Annotated in this window: 19 protein-coding genes; 14 read left to right on the forward strand and 5 right to left on the reverse strand. The window is 64.0% G+C overall.

Features of this window, described 5'->3' with window-relative positions:
• The first annotated feature begins 15 nt into the window (after window positions 1–15).
• Window positions 16–921: a pyridoxal 5'-phosphate synthase lyase subunit PdxS gene (gene pdxS, locus HTIA_RS00075; RefSeq protein ID WP_008525289.1), complete on the forward strand. Its 906-nt coding sequence runs from the start codon at window positions 16–18 to the stop codon at window positions 919–921.
• A 74-nt stretch (window positions 922–995) separates the two neighbouring features.
• Window positions 996–2,189 carry a mechanosensitive ion channel family protein gene (locus HTIA_RS00080; protein WP_008525288.1) on the forward strand — a complete coding sequence of 398 codons (1,194 nt, stop codon included), beginning with the start codon at window positions 996–998 and terminating at the stop codon, window positions 2,187–2,189.
• 25 nt (window positions 2,190–2,214) lie between these two features.
• Here the strand turns inward: HTIA_RS00080 and HTIA_RS00085 are convergent, their stop codons facing one another.
• Window positions 2,215–3,090, reverse strand: coding sequence for a homoserine kinase (locus tag HTIA_RS00085; protein ID WP_008525287.1), 876 nt, complete (start codon window positions 3,088–3,090; stop codon window positions 2,215–2,217).
• A 112-nt stretch (window positions 3,091–3,202) separates the two neighbouring features.
• Between HTIA_RS00085 and HTIA_RS00090 the strand changes: the two genes are divergently transcribed.
• From HTIA_RS00090 to HTIA_RS00100, 3 genes are all read left to right on the forward strand, one after another.
• Window positions 3,203–5,392 carry a histidine kinase N-terminal 7TM domain-containing protein gene (locus tag HTIA_RS00090; protein WP_008525286.1) on the forward strand — a complete coding sequence of 730 codons (2,190 nt, stop codon included), beginning with the start codon at window positions 3,203–3,205 and terminating at the stop codon, window positions 5,390–5,392.
• A 55-nt stretch (window positions 5,393–5,447) separates the two neighbouring features.
• A complete protein-coding gene (locus tag HTIA_RS00095; RefSeq protein ID WP_008525285.1) occupies window positions 5,448–6,761 on the forward strand; it encodes an NAD(P)/FAD-dependent oxidoreductase in 1,314 nt (437 codons plus the stop codon).
• A 101-nt stretch (window positions 6,762–6,862) separates the two neighbouring features.
• On the forward strand, window positions 6,863–7,762 hold the full coding sequence (locus HTIA_RS00100; protein WP_008525284.1) for a hypothetical protein: 900 nt from the start codon (window positions 6,863–6,865) through the stop codon (window positions 7,760–7,762).
• Window positions 7,763–7,931: 169 nt separating this feature from the next.
• Here HTIA_RS00100 and HTIA_RS00105 read toward each other — a convergent pair whose 3' ends face one another.
• Together HTIA_RS00105 and HTIA_RS00110 are read right to left on the reverse strand one after the other, a co-directional pair.
• Entirely contained in the window at window positions 7,932–8,213 is a 282-nt protein-coding gene (locus tag HTIA_RS00105) for a hypothetical protein (protein WP_008525282.1), read from the reverse strand.
• A gap of 133 nt (window positions 8,214–8,346) precedes the next feature.
• Window positions 8,347–8,955 carry a DUF6149 family protein gene (locus tag HTIA_RS00110; RefSeq protein WP_008525280.1) on the reverse strand — a complete coding sequence of 203 codons (609 nt, stop codon included), beginning with the start codon at window positions 8,953–8,955 and terminating at the stop codon, window positions 8,347–8,349.
• 146 nt (window positions 8,956–9,101) lie between these two features.
• Here HTIA_RS00110 and HTIA_RS00115 point away from each other — a divergent pair, with 146 nt between their 5' ends.
• The 8 genes from HTIA_RS00115 to map all read left to right on the forward strand — a co-directional run bounded on the left by HTIA_RS00115 (window position 9,102) and on the right by map (window position 18,468).
• The gene (locus tag HTIA_RS00115; protein WP_008525278.1) at window positions 9,102–10,343 is read left to right on the forward strand and encodes an NAD(P)/FAD-dependent oxidoreductase; all 1,242 of its coding nucleotides are present in this window, start codon (window positions 9,102–9,104) and stop codon (window positions 10,341–10,343) included.
• 52 nt (window positions 10,344–10,395) lie between these two features.
• Window positions 10,396–10,812 carry a DUF7124 domain-containing protein gene (locus tag HTIA_RS00120; protein WP_008525277.1) on the forward strand — a complete coding sequence of 139 codons (417 nt, stop codon included), beginning with the start codon at window positions 10,396–10,398 and terminating at the stop codon, window positions 10,810–10,812.
• Window positions 10,813–10,890: 78 nt separating this feature from the next.
• Entirely contained in the window at window positions 10,891–11,421 is a 531-nt protein-coding gene (locus HTIA_RS00125) for a DUF5815 family protein (RefSeq protein WP_021029663.1), read from the forward strand.
• A 160-nt stretch (window positions 11,422–11,581) separates the two neighbouring features.
• Window positions 11,582–11,836 carry a hypothetical protein gene (locus tag HTIA_RS00130; RefSeq protein ID WP_008525271.1) on the forward strand — a complete coding sequence of 85 codons (255 nt, stop codon included), beginning with the start codon at window positions 11,582–11,584 and terminating at the stop codon, window positions 11,834–11,836.
• A gap of 59 nt (window positions 11,837–11,895) precedes the next feature.
• Window positions 11,896–13,653 (forward strand): flippase activity-associated protein Agl23, encoded by a 1,758-nt coding sequence (locus tag HTIA_RS00135; RefSeq protein WP_049816587.1) that lies wholly within the window; start codon window positions 11,896–11,898, stop codon window positions 13,651–13,653.
• An 87-nt stretch (window positions 13,654–13,740) separates the two neighbouring features.
• Window positions 13,741–16,974, forward strand: coding sequence for a carbamoyl-phosphate synthase large subunit (gene carB / locus HTIA_RS00140; RefSeq protein ID WP_008525269.1), 3,234 nt, complete (start codon window positions 13,741–13,743; stop codon window positions 16,972–16,974).
• Between the two features lie 6 nt (window positions 16,975–16,980).
• Window positions 16,981–17,502 carry a hypothetical protein gene (locus HTIA_RS00145; protein ID WP_008525268.1) on the forward strand — a complete coding sequence of 174 codons (522 nt, stop codon included), beginning with the start codon at window positions 16,981–16,983 and terminating at the stop codon, window positions 17,500–17,502.
• A 69-nt stretch (window positions 17,503–17,571) separates the two neighbouring features.
• Window positions 17,572–18,468, forward strand: coding sequence for a type II methionyl aminopeptidase (map, locus tag HTIA_RS00150; protein ID WP_008525266.1), 897 nt, complete (start codon window positions 17,572–17,574; stop codon window positions 18,466–18,468).
• 24 nt (window positions 18,469–18,492) lie between these two features.
• On the opposite strand, the gene HTIA_RS00155 is transcribed toward map, so the two are convergent.
• On the reverse strand, window positions 18,493–18,693 hold the full coding sequence (locus tag HTIA_RS00155) for a DUF7835 family putative zinc beta-ribbon protein (RefSeq protein ID WP_008525264.1): 201 nt from the start codon (window positions 18,691–18,693) through the stop codon (window positions 18,493–18,495).
• A 294-nt stretch (window positions 18,694–18,987) separates the two neighbouring features.
• Between HTIA_RS00155 and HTIA_RS00160 the strand changes: the two genes are divergently transcribed.
• Window positions 18,988–19,530: an HIT family protein gene (locus HTIA_RS00160; RefSeq protein WP_008525262.1), complete on the forward strand. Its 543-nt coding sequence runs from the start codon at window positions 18,988–18,990 to the stop codon at window positions 19,528–19,530.
• 39 nt (window positions 19,531–19,569) lie between these two features.
• Here HTIA_RS00160 and HTIA_RS16750 read toward each other — a convergent pair whose 3' ends face one another.
• The gene (locus HTIA_RS16750; RefSeq protein ID WP_008525261.1) at window positions 19,570–19,713 is read right to left on the reverse strand and encodes a DUF7557 family protein; all 144 of its coding nucleotides are present in this window, start codon (window positions 19,711–19,713) and stop codon (window positions 19,570–19,572) included.
• Window positions 19,714–19,723: the final 10 nt, after the last annotated feature.

Raw genomic sequence — 19,723 nt, forward strand, 5'->3', positions numbered from 1 at the left:
GCGAACTTCCTGGCAATGACGGAAACCGATCTCGAAGACCTGCGACGCGGCACCGATCTCGTCAAGCGCGGCTTCGCGAAGATGCAGAAAGGCGGCGTCATCATGGACGTCGTTACCCCTGAACAGGCTCGCATCGCCGAGGACGCGGGTGCTGTCGCCGTGATGGCCCTGGAAGCGGTCCCGGCGGACATCCGCAAGCGCGGCGGCGTCGCCCGCATGGCCGACCCCGCCGACGTGCAGGAGATCATCGACGAAGTCTCGATCCCGGTGATGGGCAAGTCCCGGATCGGCCACACCAAGGAAGCCCAGATCCTCGAAGCCATCGGCGTCGACATGGTCGACGAAAGCGAGGTGCTGACGCCCGCCGACGACGCCTACCACATCGACAAGCGCGAGTTCACGACGCCCTTCGTCTGCGGTGCGCGGAACCTCGGTGAAGCCCTGCGCCGGATCGACGAGGGCGCGGCGATGATCCGGACAAAGGGCGAGGCCGGCACCGGCGACGTCAACCAGGCGGTCCACCACCAGCGGACGATCAAGGGCGCGATCCGGCAACTCGAAGGCATGAGCCACGAGGAACGCGAGGCCTGGGCGCGCGAGCACGAGGCTCCCGCCGAACTCGTCCACGAGACCGCCGAAATGGGGCGGCTGCCGGTCGTCAACTTCGCCGCCGGCGGGATCGCGACGCCGGCGGACGCCGCGCTGATGATGCACCACGAGTGTGACGGCATCTTCGTCGGGTCGGGCATCTTCGGTGCGGAGGACCCCGAGGCGATGGGTCGAGCCATCGTCGAAGCCGTCAACAACTACGACGACCCGGACAAACTTGCGGAGATTGCCTCGGACATCGGCGGCGGGATGAAGGGCGACGCGAACGTCGACCTGCCGGAAGACGAGCAGTTGCAAGGTCGAGGCGTCTGAACGCACGATCGAGCTGTTTTGACCCGGCGGCGACGAAGACAACCGTCAAGTTCGCGGCCCGGCCATAGGGAGTCATGGTCGCGATCGCCTCCGCGTTCTCGCAAATGCAGGGATTCTTCTCGGGCCTTTCGACCGTCGAGTGGCGTCTGGCAGTCAGCGTCGCCGTGGCCGTCGGTGCCCTCGTGGTCAGTACGGTCCTGGTCCCGTTCGCCGCTCGTCAGTTCCGCCGAGGCGTGCGAACCCATATTCTTCCGGGGCCGCTGGGAACGGGCGTCGACGTCGTCGACGAGTCCCTTCCCACGACAGTTGGGTGGGTCGCTGTTCGTCTCCTCCAGCTTTCGATAGTCGCCCTCGCCGTGCTTGCCCTGTTGACGATCTGGGATCTACTGGGCGTCGTCGAGTCGATCGTCGACTCCAGTGGACTCTCCCGGTGGGTCGTGATCCAGTTGTTCCTCACGTTCGCTCTGGCAGGGGTTGTCTACGTTGTCGCCGATCAGTACAAACGAGTCATCGTGCGAATCGGCACGCAGGCTACGTGGATGACTGATCATCAACTGGAGATCGTCGTCCGGATCGGGCAGATCGTCATCCTGCTGTTCGGGGGCCTGATCGGCATGGGTCTCTGGGGGATCAATCCCCAGGGTCTGCTCGTCGGGGCTGGCTTTCTGGGCATCGTCGTCGGCCTGGCCGCCCGACAGACACTCGGCGCACTCATCGCCGGCATCGTCCTGATGTTCTCCCGCCCGTTCGAGATCGGCGACTGGGTCCAGATCGGTGAGGAGGAGGGGATCGTCACGGACATTGCGATCATGAACACTCGCCTTGAGAACTTCGACGGCGAGGTCGTCTATCTCCCGAACGACCGCGTCAACGAACGGGCGATCGTCAACCGGAGTCGCCGTGGGTCGCTCCGGCTCCGCGTCGACGTCGGCATCGATTACGATAGTGAGCCCGAACACGCAAAGACCGTCGCGCTCACGGCGATCAAGGAGATCGACGTCGTTGCCGACGGTCCGCCGCCACAGATCGTCCCGAAGTCCTTCGGCGATTCGGCGGTCGTCCTTGAGATGCGCTTCTGGATCGACCATCCGACGCCGCCCCGGAAGTGGAACGCGGTCGAACGGGTCGTCACAGCGGTAAAGACCGCCTTCGAACGCGAGGGGATCAAGATCCCGTACCCCCAGCGGGAACTCTCCGGCCGGGCCGAGACCGACGGCTTTCGGGTCCACGAGTCGGGCGGCGTGGACGACGCCGGGACGCAGAATTAATACAGGCGGATCCTCCTCACCAGTGTCAGTACAGTCGCGTCCCCTCGCCGATCTCAGTCTGGTAGGCCCGCGCGTCGATACCGCGGTCCTCGAATGTATCGAGCATCGCGTTTGCGACCGCCCGCTGGTTCCATTCGTGGGTAACCGCGAGGACGCCCGGCCCGGCACCGCTGATCGTGACGCCGGTCGCGCCGGCCTCGAGTGCCGCCTCCCGGACGGCGTCGTAGCCGTCGATGAGTTTCGCCCGGGCAGGCGTGACGATCCCGTCTTTCATTCCCCGGCCGACGAGGGTCGGATCGTCCCGGTACATCCCTGCGGTCAGCGTCGCCGCGTTGCCGACCGTCTCGACCAATCGCTCGACTGTCGTCTCCCTCGGGACGACTTTCCGGGCGTCCCGGGTCGAGACGACGATTTCCGGGAGCGTGACGACGATAGAGATGTCGGCGTCGACCTGCGTGACGCCGTCGGGCGTCGCGATGGTGAACCCGCCGAGGATCGCGGGCGCGACGTTGTCGTCGTGGGCGTCACCGGAGACGACGGCCTCACCTTTGGCTGCGATCGGGACGAGCTCCTTCCGGGACTTCCCGCGGTCGTAGAGATCGTTGAGCGCGACGGCCGCCGCGGCGGCGCTTGCAGCCGACGAACCGAGGCCCGAAGCCGGTCGAATCCCCTTGTCGATCTCGATATGGGCGGGTGCATCCAGGGCGTCGGCGACGGCCCCGACGGTGTTCTTCTCGGGATCTTCGGGGATGAACTGGCTGCCGGCCCCCGTCACCTCGATGGTCGTCCGCTCGGCTCGCTCGACGCGGACGACGTCGGCCGGACGCGAGAGTGCGATCCCGAAGACGTCGAACCCGCTCCCGAGGTTCGCGCTCGTCGCCGGGGCTCGCGCCGTGGGCATACCCGCCTTTTCCGGACTGCAGGCAAAAAGGTAGCGGACGCGGTTTCCAGTCCTGATAGTTGGTCCCCCAAACATAAGCCACCGTCTCACAAACCATCGGACAGTGCCGTCGATGGTCTCTCCGTCGATTCCCCACCTGGTGGCCGCTTTGAGCGTCGCTGGCAGTCTCGTCACCGCCTGGATTGCCCTCTACGCGTGGCGACGCCGTGACGTCGCGGCGGCGACCCCCTTTGGCGCGCTCGCTGCCGTGGCCAGCGGCTGGTCGTTGTGCTATGCTGGCGCGCTGATCGCCGAGACCGAAGGGGTCGCCTCGACGCTCCTCACGGTCGGCGACGCCGTCGGCGCACAGATTGCGCCGCTGTGGATCGTCTTTACGATCGTCTACACCAGAGCCGAGCGATATCAGCGCCCGTCGATCTACGCGCTGGTGTGGGTCGTGCCGGCTGCGTACGTTCTGTTGGTCGCAACTGGTCCGATACACGGACTGACCGAGACGAGTGCACAGTTCATGACTGCCAGTGGCATCACCGCCCCCGTGCTCGAACGCACCGGTGTCTCGGTGGTCTACACCGCGTTCTCGTATCTCCTCCTGTTGGGCGGGTACTTACAGCTCGTCCGGTTCCTGATCGAATCTCGAAACGTCTACCGACAGCAGGTCGTTGTCATCATCATCGGGAGCGTTGTCCCGCTGGTCGCAAACGCCGTCTTCGCGATGGGGCTGAGCCCTCATCCGGGACTGAATCCGACGCCGCTGTCGTTCGTGCTGACCGGCGTGATCGTCAGCTGGGCGCTTTTCGAGTATGACTTTCTTTCAGTCGCACCGCTGGCAAGTGATATGGTCGTCGAAGAATTACCCGACCCGGTCCTCGTCCTCGACGCCGACGACGCCGTCGTCAAACACAACGCCGCCGCACGAGCCGCCTTCGGGGCCGACGACCCGATCGGACAGGACATCGAGGCAATCGTCCCCGGAATCGCCAGGCGAACGGACAACGGACAGCTCGTCTCGGCCAACGCACCGGACGGATCGGGGACAGACGCAAAATACAACCCCCAGCTGACCGAGGTCACGGACCAACATGGCGAGTATCGTGGCCAGCTGATCGTCTTTCGGGACGTGACTGCCCAGCAGCAGCGGCTCGACCGGATCGAAGCGCTCCAGGCGGCGACCGAGTCACTCATCGACGCGCGCATCGACGACGAAATTGCGGACGTCGCCGTCTCGTTCGTCGATCGCATCCTCGATCAGGAGGTCGCCGTCGTGTTTCTGGCCGACACAGACGGTGACACACTCCGTCCTGCGGCCGTCTCGGACGCGGTCGAGGCGGCGAACGGCGGGTCGTTGTCGCCGCTCACACCGGACGACAGGACGCTCTGGACGCGCTACGAACAGTCCGCGGGCGACGGCGTCGTCACCGACGGCTGGCAATGGGCTCCGCTCTCGAACGTCGATGTCGACGAATTGCTCGTCCTCTCGCTGGGCGACCACGGCCTGTTCTGCATCGGCTCCCGGGCGTCTGGATACACCACTGGTGATAGACAGTTCGCGAGGATCCTCGCTGATGGGGCCGAAACGGCGCTCGATCGGGTCGCTCGCGAACAGGATCTCCGAGAGAACCGCCGGATCGTCCGTCAGCACACCGAGCAACTCGAGTTCCTCAACGGCGTCCTCAGACACAACATCCGCAACGGGATGCAGGTCATCGAGAGCAACGCTGATCTCCTCGAAGCCCACGCCGGGGCCGACCCGGAGAGCCGCCAGTACCTCGACCGGATCCGCGACCGGACGGCGGAACTGTCCAGCCTGACTGCCAGAATTCGGTCGATCACCGATACGGTCACGACCGACCCCGAGGACCGGCTCTGGCCGGTCGAACTCACACCGGCCCTGCGCGAGCAGATCGCGACGATGGAGCAGCGCCACGACGACCTACAGATCGATGTCGACATCAGCGACGACCCGGTCGTCCTGGCGAACGGTCTCCTCGAGGACGTTTTCGAGATCGTCCTCCAGAACGCCGTCGAGCACAACGACGCCGCACAGCCACACGTCGAGATCGAGGTCGTCCACGTCGGCGACTGGATACAGGTCCACGTCGCCGACAACGGCCCCGGCGTCTCGGATCACTTCAAGGAGTCGCTGTTCGAACGTGACGTCGCCGTCAGCGAGACGGCCCACGGGTTCGGGCTGTACTTCGTGGCGCTCATCCTGGACCTCTTCGAGGGTGACGTCTGGTTCGAGGACAACGAACCTCGCGGCGCGATCGCCGTCCTGGAGTTCCAGCGCGCTCCCGATGAGTGAGGTGGCTGCCGATCGACGGGGAAAGGTCTTTTCCCCGGACCGCCGAACCCCTCGTATGATTGGTGTCGTCGGCGGCGGGATCGCCGGACTCGCGGCGGCCCGCCGTCTGCAGCAACTGGGTCACGACGTGACCGTGTTCGAAGCGAACGAGGACCTCGGGGGGCTGGCAACGACCTACGAGACCGCAGGCGACCCCGTCGAGGCGTTCTATCACCACCTCTCGAAATCCGAGGAGACGATCGTCGAGTGGATCGACGAACTGGGGCTTGATGATGCCCTCGAGTGGCGCTACGGCAGCGACGCCTACTACGTCGACGGCGTCGTCCACCCGATGGACAAACCCTGGGAGATCCTCGCGTACCCACATCTCTCGATCTACGACAAGTTCCGACTGGGGATGCTCGTCCTGGACGTCGACGTCCGCGGGGGCATCCCGTCTTTCGACACCTACGAACGACTCGAGGACTTCGAGGACGTCCCCGTAAAGGGGTTCGTCCTCGATCACACGTCCCGTGGCTGTTTCGAGCGCTTCTTCAAACCGCTCTTGGAGGCGAAGTTCGGCGACCGCTGGGCGGACGTCAGCGCGGCGTGGCTGCTCGGCCGGATAAAGTTCCGGGGCGAACGCGACCTGCTCAAAGGAGAACAGCTCGGGTATCTCGCGGGTGGGTTTGGCCAACTCACCGACGCCCTCGTCGAGACGGTCGGCAAGATGGACATCTTTACGGAGTCACGAGCCACCGACATCCGGATCAAGGACGGCGTGGTCGATTCGGTGACCGTCGAGACGGAGTACGGCGAGGTCCCCCACGCCGTCGACGGTGTCGTCGTCGCCACGATGCCCGACGTCCTCGAATCACTGACGGGCTATGCGTGCGATATCGACTTCCAGGGCACGGTCTGTTCGGTCATCAGTATGGAGAAGCCCCTGACGGACACGTACTGGCTCAACATCGCCGACGACGCGCCCTTCGGCGCGCTCATCGAACACACAAACTACGTCCCACCCGAGCGCTACGGCGGCGAACACCTGCTGTACGCTGTCAAGTACGTCCAGGGTCCCGAGGACGACCTCTGGCAGATGGACGACCAGGCAGTCGAGGAGACCTGGCTCTCGGGGATCGAGGACCTGTTCCCCGACTTCGATCGCGACTCTGTCAACTGGATCCAGACGTCACGGAACCCGAAGACGGCCCCCATCTACGAGCGTGGGTACCTCGAGAAGGTGATCCCCTACGACCTGAGCGAAGAAGTGGCAGACGGCGTCTACTACGCCGGGATGGCCTCCCGAGCCCAGTACCCCGAACGATCGCTCGACGGGGCCATCGTCGCCGGCGAGACGGTCGCCGAGCGGATCGGTGAGGCCCAGTAACTCTGTCAGGACAGACCGGCCAGTACCCCGTGGCGCTGAGAGTCTATCCGTAGAGAACGCAACCGAAATGTTCATACTGTCTATGTTTGACTATCAGATCTATGTTTGGTGTGTGGAACTTCGGTGGGACGTTCCTGCAACTGGGCATCGGAACGATCGGGCGGTGGGTTCTCTTCGTTGTTCTCTTGGGGCTGTTCCTCGTCCCGGCACTGTACATTGGTATCACGTACTTCCGGCAATGGCTAGGACTGCGAGGGACTGCCGGGACATCGGTCGCCGAAGCCGCCAATACAGACGGTTTCGTTGCTCTCGAAGGGACGGCCGTGACCGACGATCCGATCGAACCGGCGCTCGCCGACGAGCGGAGCGTTGCCGCCAAGTACTACCTCAAAGCGATCGCCCCGTTGCGCGTGGCTCACGAGTGGAACCCGCGGAAACCGATCGAGAGCCCGCTTGAATCAGGAGCGAACTTCTCTACCCCGTGGCGGACCGTCGACGAGGGCCAGATGACGACCGCGTTCTGGCTCGAAGACGACACGGGCCGGGTCCGCGTCGAGCCTGAAGACGCCTCGGTGTACGTCTCCGGCGGGAAGGTCCACGCCGAGGTCGATTCCAGGCAGGATCTCGAATCACAACTGTCGGACGTCGACGAAGACGAGATCGTCCGGGACAAACGGGAGATTTACGACGGGAAAGGCGAGATCATCACGTTCGTCTGGTCGGTACTGAACTGGCGTGATCGGTGGTACCGGGAGGGCCACATCGGGAACGGCGAGCAGGTGTTCGTCGCCGGGCCGGTCGAGACGGACCAGTCGGGACCTGCCGAATCCGGGACGGTCAACGCAGTCGTGCGATCCGACGGCAGCGGCCGCCCCTTCGTCGTGACGAACCGATCGGGGAACGAACACACGAACAAGCTGCTGTACGTAAGTCTGGTGATCTTCGCTGTCGGTGCTGTGTTCATCGGACTGGTTGGGTGGGGCCTCCTGCAGACCGTCTAGCTCCCGACGGTTGCTTGCCGACCGCGATCTTCCCTTTCTGGAGCGTCGTACTCGTCGATCCATCACCGCGTCACCGGGTCAGACCAAATACGAGCGCCACAAGGAGCAAGCCGAATAGTTGCGCACATCGGGTTCCCTCGAACGTTCGACCTTGACTGCCAGGCGTCCGTCAGGACACCAGCGAAACAAGCGACATGGCCACGACAGAGAGGAGTATCGCGATCGCCACAATTCGCAGCACGCTCACGAGGCTTTGGCGATTGGTCGGAAGTAGCTCGGCGATCCCGCCAATTCCCATACCGATAGCGAGAACTACGCTTGAACTCGTTCCATTGTTAGAAAGAAGTTCGATACCGCCGAAAATGCTGAACGCGACCGCTGCCAACAGAAAGATTCGAGCGCTCTCCCACCCGCCTGGCTCGGAAAACAGTTCCTCGGAATGAAATTCCATACACGTTATAGTGTCGGTGCAGAGTTAAAACACGAGGTCGATATGAGAGTGGGCGACGACCGATTTATTGTATCCCACCAGCCAGCACCTCGCTGAGGCACGCCATCAGGACAGGATCCGTCCGGAGTTGGATTCAGAATTCGATCTCGGCGTCCGTAACTGCGTCCGAATCCACACCGGGGGCTTGCTCGACGTCGACCGCGTCGGGTTCTTCTCCGCCGCCGATCACGACCTCGCCGTCGTCAGTCTCGACGTAGACGTCGTCGGCGAACCCGCCGATCGCGTGCGGGTGGTCGGGGTCGTCGAGTTTCTCCGGCGTCGACGGCGCGTGGGGCAGTCCACTCTTGGGCGCGAACTCGCCCAAGGGATCGTCGATCGTGATGCCGTGTGTTTCGAAGAAGTCGGCGTAGCGATCGTAATGCGTCTCGACTTCCTCGACGGGGAACTCCATCATCTCGGTCCAGCCGTGATTGTAGAAGTCGAAGTTGGCCTGGGCGTGGGTGATCTCGCGGGCTTCGGCCTCGGGATACCCCTTCTCGAGGGCCGCGACGTAGGTATCCATCGTCGCATCGAAGAACGCTTCGAGGCGCTGGCGGCGCTCTTCCTGGCGCTCCTCATCGGCCCAGTCCAGAAAGACGCCGGTGTGAAGGTCGACCAGCCGGTCGGCCACCATCTCGCCGACCACCGGCGCAGTCAGGCTTTGCTTGGCCGCCCAGTGTTTGATGCCTTGCTTGATCTTCATTGTCTCCGGGTAAACAGTCAATCCACATCAATTCGGGGATGTCGGCAGTCATACCGGGTCCAGGTCCGTTCGACGCGGTGACCGACCCGGTGACCTGATTTCCCCGATAGCAATCCACATTAGGCCCCGGTCCGAACGTCGGGAGCATGACCACGTCGCACGTGATCCTCGGCGACGGCATCGCCGGGAGTTCCGCCGCGGAAACGATCCGTGAAGCGGATCCCGACGCCGACGTCACGATCATCACCGACGAGGGCGAACCCCTGTACAACCGCATTCTCATCAAGGAGTTCGCCAAAGGAACCCTCCCCGAAGAACCCGTCTCGATCCACGAGGAGGAGTGGTACGAGGAACGGGACATCGACCTCGAACTCAATACCCGCGTCACGTCCGTCGATACCGACGCGAACGTCGTCGAGGCCCAGGACGGAGCCACCTACGAGTACGACAAACTTCTCGTGGCCACCGGCGGCACGCCGACGAGGCTCCCGGTCGAAAACAGTGACGCCGAGGGAGTCCACTACTTCTGGACGTTCAAGGACGCACGGGCGATCCGTGACCACGCTGCCGAGGCTGAAACGGGTGTGATCGTCGGGGCCGGGCTGCTCGGCATCGACCTCGCTGCGATCTGTGGCGCACAGAACGTCGAGGCCGACTACCTCATGCGTGGCAACCGGTGGTGGCGCTACGCGCTGAGCCTCGACGGCGCGGAGATCATCCACGAGGCGCTCAGGCAAAAAGGCGTCACGCCCGTCTTCGATAGCGGCGTCGAACGGTTCGAAGTCGACGACGACGGTCATGTCACGGGAGCTGTGGACGCAAACGGCGAATTTCACGCGGGAGAATTCGCCGCCGTCGCGATCGGCCTGGATTTCAACACGGCATTTCTCGAAGACACGGCGGTCGAACTCGATGACGGCATCGTCGTCGACGAACACATGCGGACAGGCGTAGAAGATATCTACGCGGCTGGCGATCTGACGCGGTATTACGACGTCATTCTCGACGAACGCGCCCAGAACGGCTCGTGGGGGAGCGCCAAAGAACAGGGCGTCGTCGCCGCCGAGAACATGGTCGCCGACGAGCCAGTCGAGACGTTCCGGTACGTCTCTTCGTACTCGATTACACACTTTGAGTTCCCGTTTCTGTCCTTTGGTCACCCGACGATCGGCGACGACGAGGCCGAACGGAAGTACTCAGACACCGAGTGGCGGCGGCTCACGTTCAAGGACGGCCAACTCATCGGCGGCGTCCTGATCGGCGACCTCTCCCAGCAACAGGCGTTCAAACAGATCATCCGTGAAGAGCGGCCTGTCGCCGACCAAAAGGAGAAGCTCCTCGAACCCGACGTCGATCTCGACGCACTGCCAGCCCCCGCTGTCGAGTGATCGGACTCGCCGGATCGACACCGTTTTGCTCGCCACGCCAATTTTTCAGGACATGGACGCCGACGCCGATGGAGAGATGACGCTCGCGTTCGATCTCGACGCATTGCAGCACCTGGCACATCCGGACGCGGTATTCACCGATGCTCGCCAGTGGAGCAAGTACGTGGGTATCGTCTCCGATGAGCCGACCTACGTCGTGACGAACTTCGCCCGGAAACACCGGATTCGACAGGATTTCTTCTCCGGGCCACGCGGACGAGCCGAGAGCTTCGAGACGATCAAAGACCAGTTCGACACCCCGCGGTACGTCTACGTCGGGACCGACGACGCGGCTGCGGAGGCCGCCACAGCCAACGGCTGGGAATACCTCGACGTGGAAGCCGCTGCCGACGCTGCGGAGTGGACACTCGGTGACCCCGAGGTGCCTTCGGCGGCGGACGAATCCGAAACGCGCGACGACTGGCCCTGAACGATCGACGCGTTTTCGCGCAGTCGAATCCCTTCGGGTACCGCGTCGTTTAACCACCCGGACGCGCAATCTCCGCCGATGGCTACCCCCCGCGTGCCGAGCGACGAAGACCGCCTGGAACTCCCGTGTGGCGAGACCGTGGATGTCCACACCTTCGACATGGGCCGTCGTGAATTCGCGTGTCAGTGCGGCGAAACCCACGCGCTCGTCATGGACATCCACCCGCTGACACGGTTCTTGCCGACGTTTCTCGTCGACACTCTCTCCGAGACGGTCGAACCGAGCGGGGACGCCGACGAATTCGGAACCCCTCACCTCATGGGCATCGTCCTGGAGGAGTTTCCCGACGACGTGGTTGCGAAGGATGTCGAGGACGACGGCGCGATCGGTTGTGGCCTGTTGTGGGTGACGGACTTCGACTCGCGTCGCCTCCACGAAATCGTGGTGGAACTCGTCGTCGAGCTTATGGAACACGCGATCAGCCACGCCGAAGATGAGACCGCCCGGGACGCCTTCGAGGAGGACATGCGCGAGTTCGACGTGGCTGCGTTCGTCGACGCCTACCGGGCTGACCGCGACTTCGATGGCGAACGCGACACACCAGTCTGACTGGTTCTGGGTCGGGTTCGTCTCCGGCGCTGGAGGCCTGTGTCGTCTGACCGGCGTGTGTGACACGGCCGGCGTCGATTCCGTCTGTGTGACGAGTTACTCCGCTACTGTCCCCCGAATCGACGCCAAGGGCCGTCAGACGCTAGTCTGACGGTGTTTAATGGTGTTCGGGGACGTTTGTCAGACCATGCTGCGTCACGGCGAGTTCGAGCGGATCCGCGCCGTGCTTCGGGAGTCGGATCTCGACGAACCCCTCACCGCGCGTGAGATCCACGACGTGCTGGAGGCCCACGACGAGTCCTTCGAGAGCCCCCACGAGATCGCGACCGTGCTCGGCCGTCACGCCGAGACCGGCGCGGTCGAAGTGATCCGCGGCCACCCCTACCGGTATCGATTCGACGACCGCGGGCAATGAGGACTCACGCGAAATTCTCGACCACAACACGTTTGAAACGACCCGGCGTGGCTCCGTTTGTGAATCGTGTCATCGATCGGCTGGGGCTGAAAGAACCGCGGCGAGCGCTCGCTCTTGTCGTGCTCGCCGCACTTGTTGCCCGGTTGGTTGCGCTCGATGTCCGGGTCGCCCACTGGGACGAGGCGCGGGTCGGGTACTGGATCCTCCACACTGCCGACACGGGATGGTGGGAGTACCGGCCGATCATCCACGGCCCGTTCGTCCAGCACGTCACGCGCTGGACCTTCGCCGTTGCGGGCGTCTCGGACTTCACGATGCGACTGCCGGTAGCTCTGATCGGGTCGGCGCTCCCGGCGACGGCCCTGCTGTTCCGGTCGCGTTTGCGCGATGTCGAAACCATCGCGCTCGGTGTCATTCTCGCGGCGAATCCACTCCTCCTCTACTACTCGCGGTTCATGCGCAGCGACCTGCCGCTGGCCGCATTCGCCTTCGTCACGCTCGGTGCGATCGTGGCCGCGATCGATACGGATCGGCGGCGCTACCTTCACCTCGCTGCGATCGCGTTCGCGCTCGCACTGACGACCAAGGAGAATGCGGTCCTCTATCCCGTCTCCTGGCTTGGCGCGCTGACAATGCTCGCCGTTACCGCGGTGGTGATCGCCTATCGAGCGGGCGACGATCCGCTCGAGTCCGTGACGAGGCCCGGGATCGCGGCGCTTCGGCGATTCCATTCGTGGCGCCGGACGCTACTCGTCCTCCCGGGAGAGATGCTCGTCGTGCTCGTGTTTTTCTACGCGCCGCGTTCACCGGAATCCGATGCCGGACTGTGGAGTGCGCTCGCCGATCCAGCGCTCTTGCCGGGGGTTGTTTGGGAGGCCACGATCGGGTCGGCGGCGGCCGTCGTTACCTGGGCGGCGCCGGACAAGCGCGCCCATCCGGACATATCGTCACTGGGTGACCTGGGACCGCTCCTTGTGTCGTACGCGCCCTTCTTCGCACACTTTCTCGCCGTGATCGCTGTCGCCGCCGCGGCGACCACAATCATGGCCCTGGCCGGGTTGCGGTGGCGTCGTCGCCCGATTGTAACGTTCTGTGGCTGGTGGGCGCTGTCGGGGGTTGTCGGCTACCCGTACGTCGCGGACATCAAGGCACCCTGGCTCGCAGTCCACGTCGTTGTCGCGCTGGCGATCCCCGCGGCTGTCGGGTTGGTCGTCGTCCACGATCGGTTGCGTCAGGCACGCCTTGACGGTCGAGACGTCGCGACCGTCGGACTGGCTGCCCTCCTCGTCACATCGGGCGTGTTCGTCGTGGGATCGAGCGCCGTCGTCACCTATCAGCAGCCGCCACACGGACTCAATATCGTCGCCCAGGGTGGGCAGCCTGGCGGGGACGTCCGCCCAGTCCTCGATAATATCCAGACGGTTGCCGGGGACGACGATATACCGGACGTGCTCTTCTACGGTGATCTCGCCGTCGACAACGAGTCATATAACGATCGTTCGGGGGCCGCGGCCAACTGGTACTATCGCCTCCCATTGCCATGGTACACCGAGACTGCGAACGCGACCGTGATCAGCGCGCCGGACCTCGAATCGCTTCCGGCCGATCCGCCGCCGATCGTGATCGCCAACAGCACGTATCGCGGGGATCTCGAGGCTGAACTTCCTGGATACAGCGTTCGTGAAACCGCTATCGTGTTACGTCCTCAGCCGGTAGCGCTTCGAGCGTTCGGGTTCTCCTATCAACTCAAGGGTAAGACATACGTGTTCTTCGTCGATCAGGAAGCGGTCGCTGGGGCAGTCAGCGACGACGGCTGAGCGGTAGGGGTACGATATTCGAAATCAAACTTCGAGGATCGTAACCTTTCGCCGGGTTTATTACGATGAGCGAACTCCGAATGCACAATGACAGCTGAGGACCAACCGACGATTCTGCTGATCGGGAGCGGCCCGATCAAGATCGGCCAGGCCGCGGAGTTCGACTACTCCGGCGCACAGGCGTGTCGCGCGCTTCAGGAAGAGGGCGCGCGTGTCGTCCTGGTCAACTCGAACCCGGCGACGATCATGACCGACCCGGAGATGGCCGACAAGGTCTATCTCGAACCCATCAACACGGAGGCCATCGCCGAGATCATCCGCAAGGAGAAACCCGACGGCGTGATCGCGGGGCTCGGCGGCCAGACGGGACTGAACGTGACCGCTGAGCTTGCTGAAGAGGGAGTCCTCGAGGAACACGACGTCGACGTCATGGGCACCCCCCTGGACACCATCTACGCGACGGAGGATCGCGAGCAGTTCCGAAAGCGCATGGAGAAGATCGACGAGCCGGTCCCCGCCTCGACGACGATCAAGAGCATGGACGAGGTCGAGGCGGCCGTCGAGGAAGTCGGCGGGCTCCCCGTCATCATGCGGACGACCTATACGCTCGGTGGGCAGGGTTCGGGCGTCATCGGTGACATGGACGAACTCAAGGAAGCCACACGCAAGGGGCTGCGACTCTCCCGGGACGACCGCGTGATGATCACCGAGTCCATCGACGGCTGGATCGAACTCGAGTACGAGGTGATGCGCGACGCCGACGACTCCTGTATCATCATCTGCAACATGGAGAACCTGGATCCGATGGGGATCCACACCGGGGAGTCGATGGTTGTCACGCCTTCCCAGGTCATCCCCGACGAGGGCCACCAGGAGATGCGCGACACGGCGCTGAAAGTGATCCGGGAACTCGAGATCCACGGCGGCTGTAACATCCAGTTCGCCTGGCGCGACGACGGGTCGCCCGGCGGCGAGTACCGCGTCGTCGAGGTCAACCCTCGCGTCTCTCGCTCGTCGGCACTCGCATCGAAAGCGACGGGCTACCCGATCGCCCGCGTGACCGCGAAGGTCGCGATGGGCAAGCGCCTCCACGAAATCGAAAACGAGATCACCGGCGAGACCACCGCGGCCTTCGAACCGGCCATCGACTACGTCGTCACGAAAGTTCCCAGGTGGCCGATCGACAAGTTCCAGGACGTCGACTTCGAACTCGGCCCGGCGATGAAGTCGACCGGCGAGGCGATGTCCATCGGCCGGACCTTCGAGGAGTCACTGCTGAAGGCGCTGCGCTCGACGGAGTACGATCCGGCGGTCAACTGGGCCGAGATTGACGACGACGACCTCGAATCGGAGTATCTCGTCCGCCCGTCGCCCGATCGGCCCTACGCGATGTTCGAGGCCTTCGAACGCGGGTACTCGGTCGAAGAAGTCGCCGAACTGACCGAGATCAAGGAGTGGTACGTACAGCGGTACAAGCGGATCGCCGACGCCGCCGAGGCAGCGAGTAACGGCGATCTCGACCTCGCGGCCGAAGCCGGCTTCACCGACCACGAGGTCGCGACGCTCGCGAGCGGTGGCGCGTTCGATGACACACACGCCTCCTGGCTGCCCGATCGGTTGCTCGACGAGCGTGGCGTCGTCTCCGAGGACGACGCGACGCCGCAGGCCGACGGCGGGACGGGCGCAGTCGACGAGGTCACTGTCGAAGACGTCGAAGACGCCGCGCCCGCCCGGTCGTTCAAACAGGTCGACACCTGTGCCGGCGAGTTCGAGGCCTCGACGCCGTACTACTACTCCGCGCGGGAACCCCTCTCGGGGCTCGAGCGCAACGAGGTTCAGGTCGACCCGGACGTCGAGAGCGTCGTGGTCGTCGGCGGCGGCCCGATCCGGATCGGCCAGGGCGTCGAATTCGACTACTGTTCGGTCCACGCGGTCCGCGCACTCGAAGAGGCCGGCATCGACGCCCACGTCGTCAACAACAACCCCGAGACGGTCTCGACGGACTACGACACGAGCGATGGGCTGTTCTTCGAACCGATCACCGCCGAGGAAGTCGCCGACGTGGTCGAGGAGACCGGGGCCGACGGCGTGATGGTCCAGTTCGGCGGCCAGACGTCGGTCGACATCGGCCACCCGCTGGAGGCCGAACTCGACCGCCGTGGGCTCGACGCCGAGATCATGGGCACCTCTGTCGACGCGATGGACCTGGCGGAGGATCGCGACCGCTTCAACCGCCTCATGGACGACCTCGGCATCGCCCAGGCAGAGGGAGGCACGGCGACCAGCGAGACCGAGGCACTCGAACTCGCGCGTGACATCGGCTATCCGGTGCTCGTCCGGCCGAGCTACGTGCTGGGTGGACGGGCGATGGAAGTCGTCTACAACGACGACGACCTCAGGACATACATCGAGGAGGCTGTCCGGGTGAGTCCGGACAAGCCGATCCTCGTCGACGACTTCCTCGCGGACGCCATCGAACTCGACGTCGACGCCGTGGCCGACGGCGACGATATTCTCATCGGCGGTGTCATGGAACACGTCGAGACAGCCGGGGTCCACTCGGGCGACTCGGCGTGTATGATCCCGCCACGCAGCGACGAGATCGAGGACGTCATGGCGCGGATCCGCGAGGTGGCCGAACAGATCGCCGCAGCGCTCGAGACGGTCGGCCTGTTGAACGTCCAGCTCGCGGTCCGGGACGGCGAAGTGTACGTCCTCGAAGCGAATCCGCGCTCCTCGCGGACGGTCCCGTTCGTCTCGAAGGCGACGGGCGTCCCGATCGCGAAGATTGCCGCGAAAGTGATGGCAGGTGCAGATCTCGACGAACTCGACGTCGACGAACAACAGCCCGAACAGGTCAGCGTCAAGGAGGTCGTCCTGCCGTTCGACCGCCTCCCCGGTTCGGACCCGCGTCTCGGCCCCGAGATGAAGTCCACGGGCGAGGTCATGGGCACGGCCGGTAGCTTCGGGAAGGCCTACCAGAAGGCACAGATGGCCGTCGACAAGCCAATCCCCCTCGAGGGGACAGCGATCGTCGACCTGCCGATCGTCGGCTACGAGGAGCACTTCGAGACGCGCGATCTCGAGGACTTCGATTCCCAGGACGATGTCGAGGCAGCACTTCGGAACGGCGAGATCGACCTCGTGGTCTCGCGTAACCGCGACGTGCTGGAGGTCTGCGTCGAGGAGTCGATCACCTACTTCTCGACGATCGCCAGCGCCAAAGCGGCCCTGGAGGCCATCGAATCAGACGATCAGCCACTCTCGGTCCAGGACATCGCGACCCGGCCGAAAACGACTCGGCAGTGGGGCGGCAACTGACGGGCAATGGATAGAAGCGAACGGGCACTTTCGTCGCTGCTCGGCGAGGAAGAGCCCCTTCGGGAGACGTGGAGAGTCGATACGGTGACTCGCGGGTTCGAGTTCTCCCCACCGGGGCTCGGCGGGAGCGAGACCGTCGGTCTGACCGACCAGCGCCTCGTCTGGCTCGACGACGAACTCGAGACGGTCGACCTGGCGGACGTCACGTCCGTCGGCATCAACTCCGTCGGCCAGTCGCCGACCTCGATGTTGCTCGTGGTCGGCCCCATCGCGGTCGTCTTCGGTGTGATCACTTCCCTCCTCCTCTGGCTGTTCACATCCCTCCCGTCGATAGTGACGCTTGCACCGGTCGGACTCGGGGTGCTCGCCCTCGTCGCCGCGTTCGTCGGGTCGCGGTTCCAGGACCCAGCGGACGTCGAACGCCAGTACTACCTCGACGTAAAAACCGTCGAGACGACGATACAGGTGTACGCGACGGAGTCGACCGTCAGGGCGATGAACGAACGCGTCTCCGCGGCTCTCGAGTGAGTGTCCCCCGGGTCGGGTTAGGAAGCGCCGACCGGCAAACACTTGCCCCCCTCGGTCGATAGCCGACGTATGAGCGACGTGGACTTCTCGGCCGAGAAGTACGAGAAACACCGGCAAGCAGGCGAGATTCTCGCAGACGTGCGCGAGCAGGCACGCGAGCGCGTTGAAGTCGGCGCGAGCCACCTCGAACTCGTCGAGTGGATCGAAGACCAGATTATCGAACAGGGTGGGAAACCGGCTTTTCCGGTCAACGTCAGTATCGACGAGGAGGCCGCTCACGCGACCCCGGCGATCGACGACGGGTCGACCTTCGGCGAGGAAGTCGTCACGATCGACATCGGCGTGAGCGTCGACGGCTGGCTCGCGGACTCCGCGGTGACGATCGACCTCGCGGGCCAGGACCAACTCGTCGAGGCCTCCGAGGAGGCCCTCGATGCGGCCCTCGAACTCGTCGAACCTGGGATCGAGACCGGTGAGATCGGGCGGGTCGTCGAGGAGACGATCGACGGCTACGGCTTCAACCCGGTGGTCAACCTCACCGGCCACGGCCTCGGCCACTACGAACAACACACCAGCCCGAACATCCCGAACCGTGCCGTCGATCAGAGCGTCACACTCGAAGCGGGCGACGTCGTCGCGGTCGAACCGTTCGTCACCGACGGCGCTGGCAAAGTCCGGGAGGGCAGCGACGAGGAGATTTTCGCGCTCGATCGGGAGGGATCGGTCCGGGATCGCCAGGCTCGCCAGGCCCTCGAACAGATCACCGAGGAGTTCAAGACGCTCCCCTTCGCGACCCGGTGGCTCGACGTCAAACGTCCCTCAATGGCGCTCCAGCGGCTGAAACAGCAGAGCATCGTCCACGGGTATCCCGTGCTCAAGGAGGCCGACGGGACGTACGTCAGCCAGACGGAGCACACGATTATCGTGACCGAGGACGGATGTGAGGTCACGACGCGACGCCGGTAGACGGCCGGCGCAGAAACGACCCCGTCACGCGTCGTTCATCCGACGCTCGGCCCGTCGACCGCAGACGCGACAGACGGCGACGCGATACGGCTCCCGCGAGTAGGCGGCGTTGTCCGAGTCCTCGTTTTCAGTCAGCAACGTGATCGAGACGTCGTGAGGCTGGTCCGACCCACACGACGGACAGTATTCGGTGCGACTGTTGTCCGTGCGACCTGTCGTCGCCATACCGGAACGACGACCGCAGGGCACTTTTAATAAGGTAGTCGTTCGGACCGTTTATCCGGGGACAGTGACGGAATTTCCGAATTAATGCCTAAAACCTACGGAGAGAGTTTATGGAAACATCTCTGTCAGTTTCATAGCTAAACGATCCGACAACGGCCAATATCTTTAAATACCAGAGTCGATCCCTCGCTTTCGAAGATCGTTCTCACGAGACACTCCTGATTCGTGTCGAGCTACTGGCGGAGGCCCGTTGGCTCGGAAGCTTCTTTGAGACCCAGCGGCGAGTGTCTCAGCATGGACCAGGTGTTCGCGCCGTGGCGCATCGAGTGGGTCGAACGCTCCGGGAAGAACCCGGACGTCGAGGAGTGCGTCTTCTGTGAACTTCCCGAGTGGGACGACGACCGTGAGAATCGTCTCCTCGCCGAAAACGACCACGCCTACGTCCTGCTCAACAACTATCCGTACAACCCCGGCCACGCGATGGTGATTCCGCGCGCGCACTCGGGGGCCTACGGCGACCTCGACGACGCGGCGCTCCTGGACCACGCCCACCTCAAACAGCGCACGATCGACGCGATGGACGCCGCGTTCGATCCCGACGGCTACAACGTCGGGCTGAATTTGGGGGGCAGCGCCGCCGGCGGCTCGATCGACGACCACCTCCACACTCACGTCGTCCCGCGCTGGTCGGGCGACAACAACTTCATGGCGGTGATCTCCGACACGAAAGTCATCGTCGAGGCGCTCGAGGATTCATACGACCGACTCCACGACGCCTTCGCCGACCAATCCGGCGCAACCGTCACCGATTCCGACGACGCCGTTTCGTTTTCGTGATCCGGGTGTCGCCGTTCACTCGCGCCGTCGCGCAGTCGATCACAGTCCCTGGTCGGTGAAACGGCCCTCCTGCTCGTAGATGGAGACCAGTTCCTCGAAGAACTCTTCGATCGTCTCGTCGTCTTCGAGGTGGGTCTGGACGCGTTCGACGAACTCCTCGTCGAGTTCGATTGTGTGTGCCATTATATAGCGT

Origin of the sequence: Halorhabdus tiamatea SARL4B, from assembly GCF_000470655.1 — an archaeon.
Lineage (GTDB): Archaea > Halobacteriota > Halobacteria > Halobacteriales > Haloarculaceae > Halorhabdus > Halorhabdus tiamatea.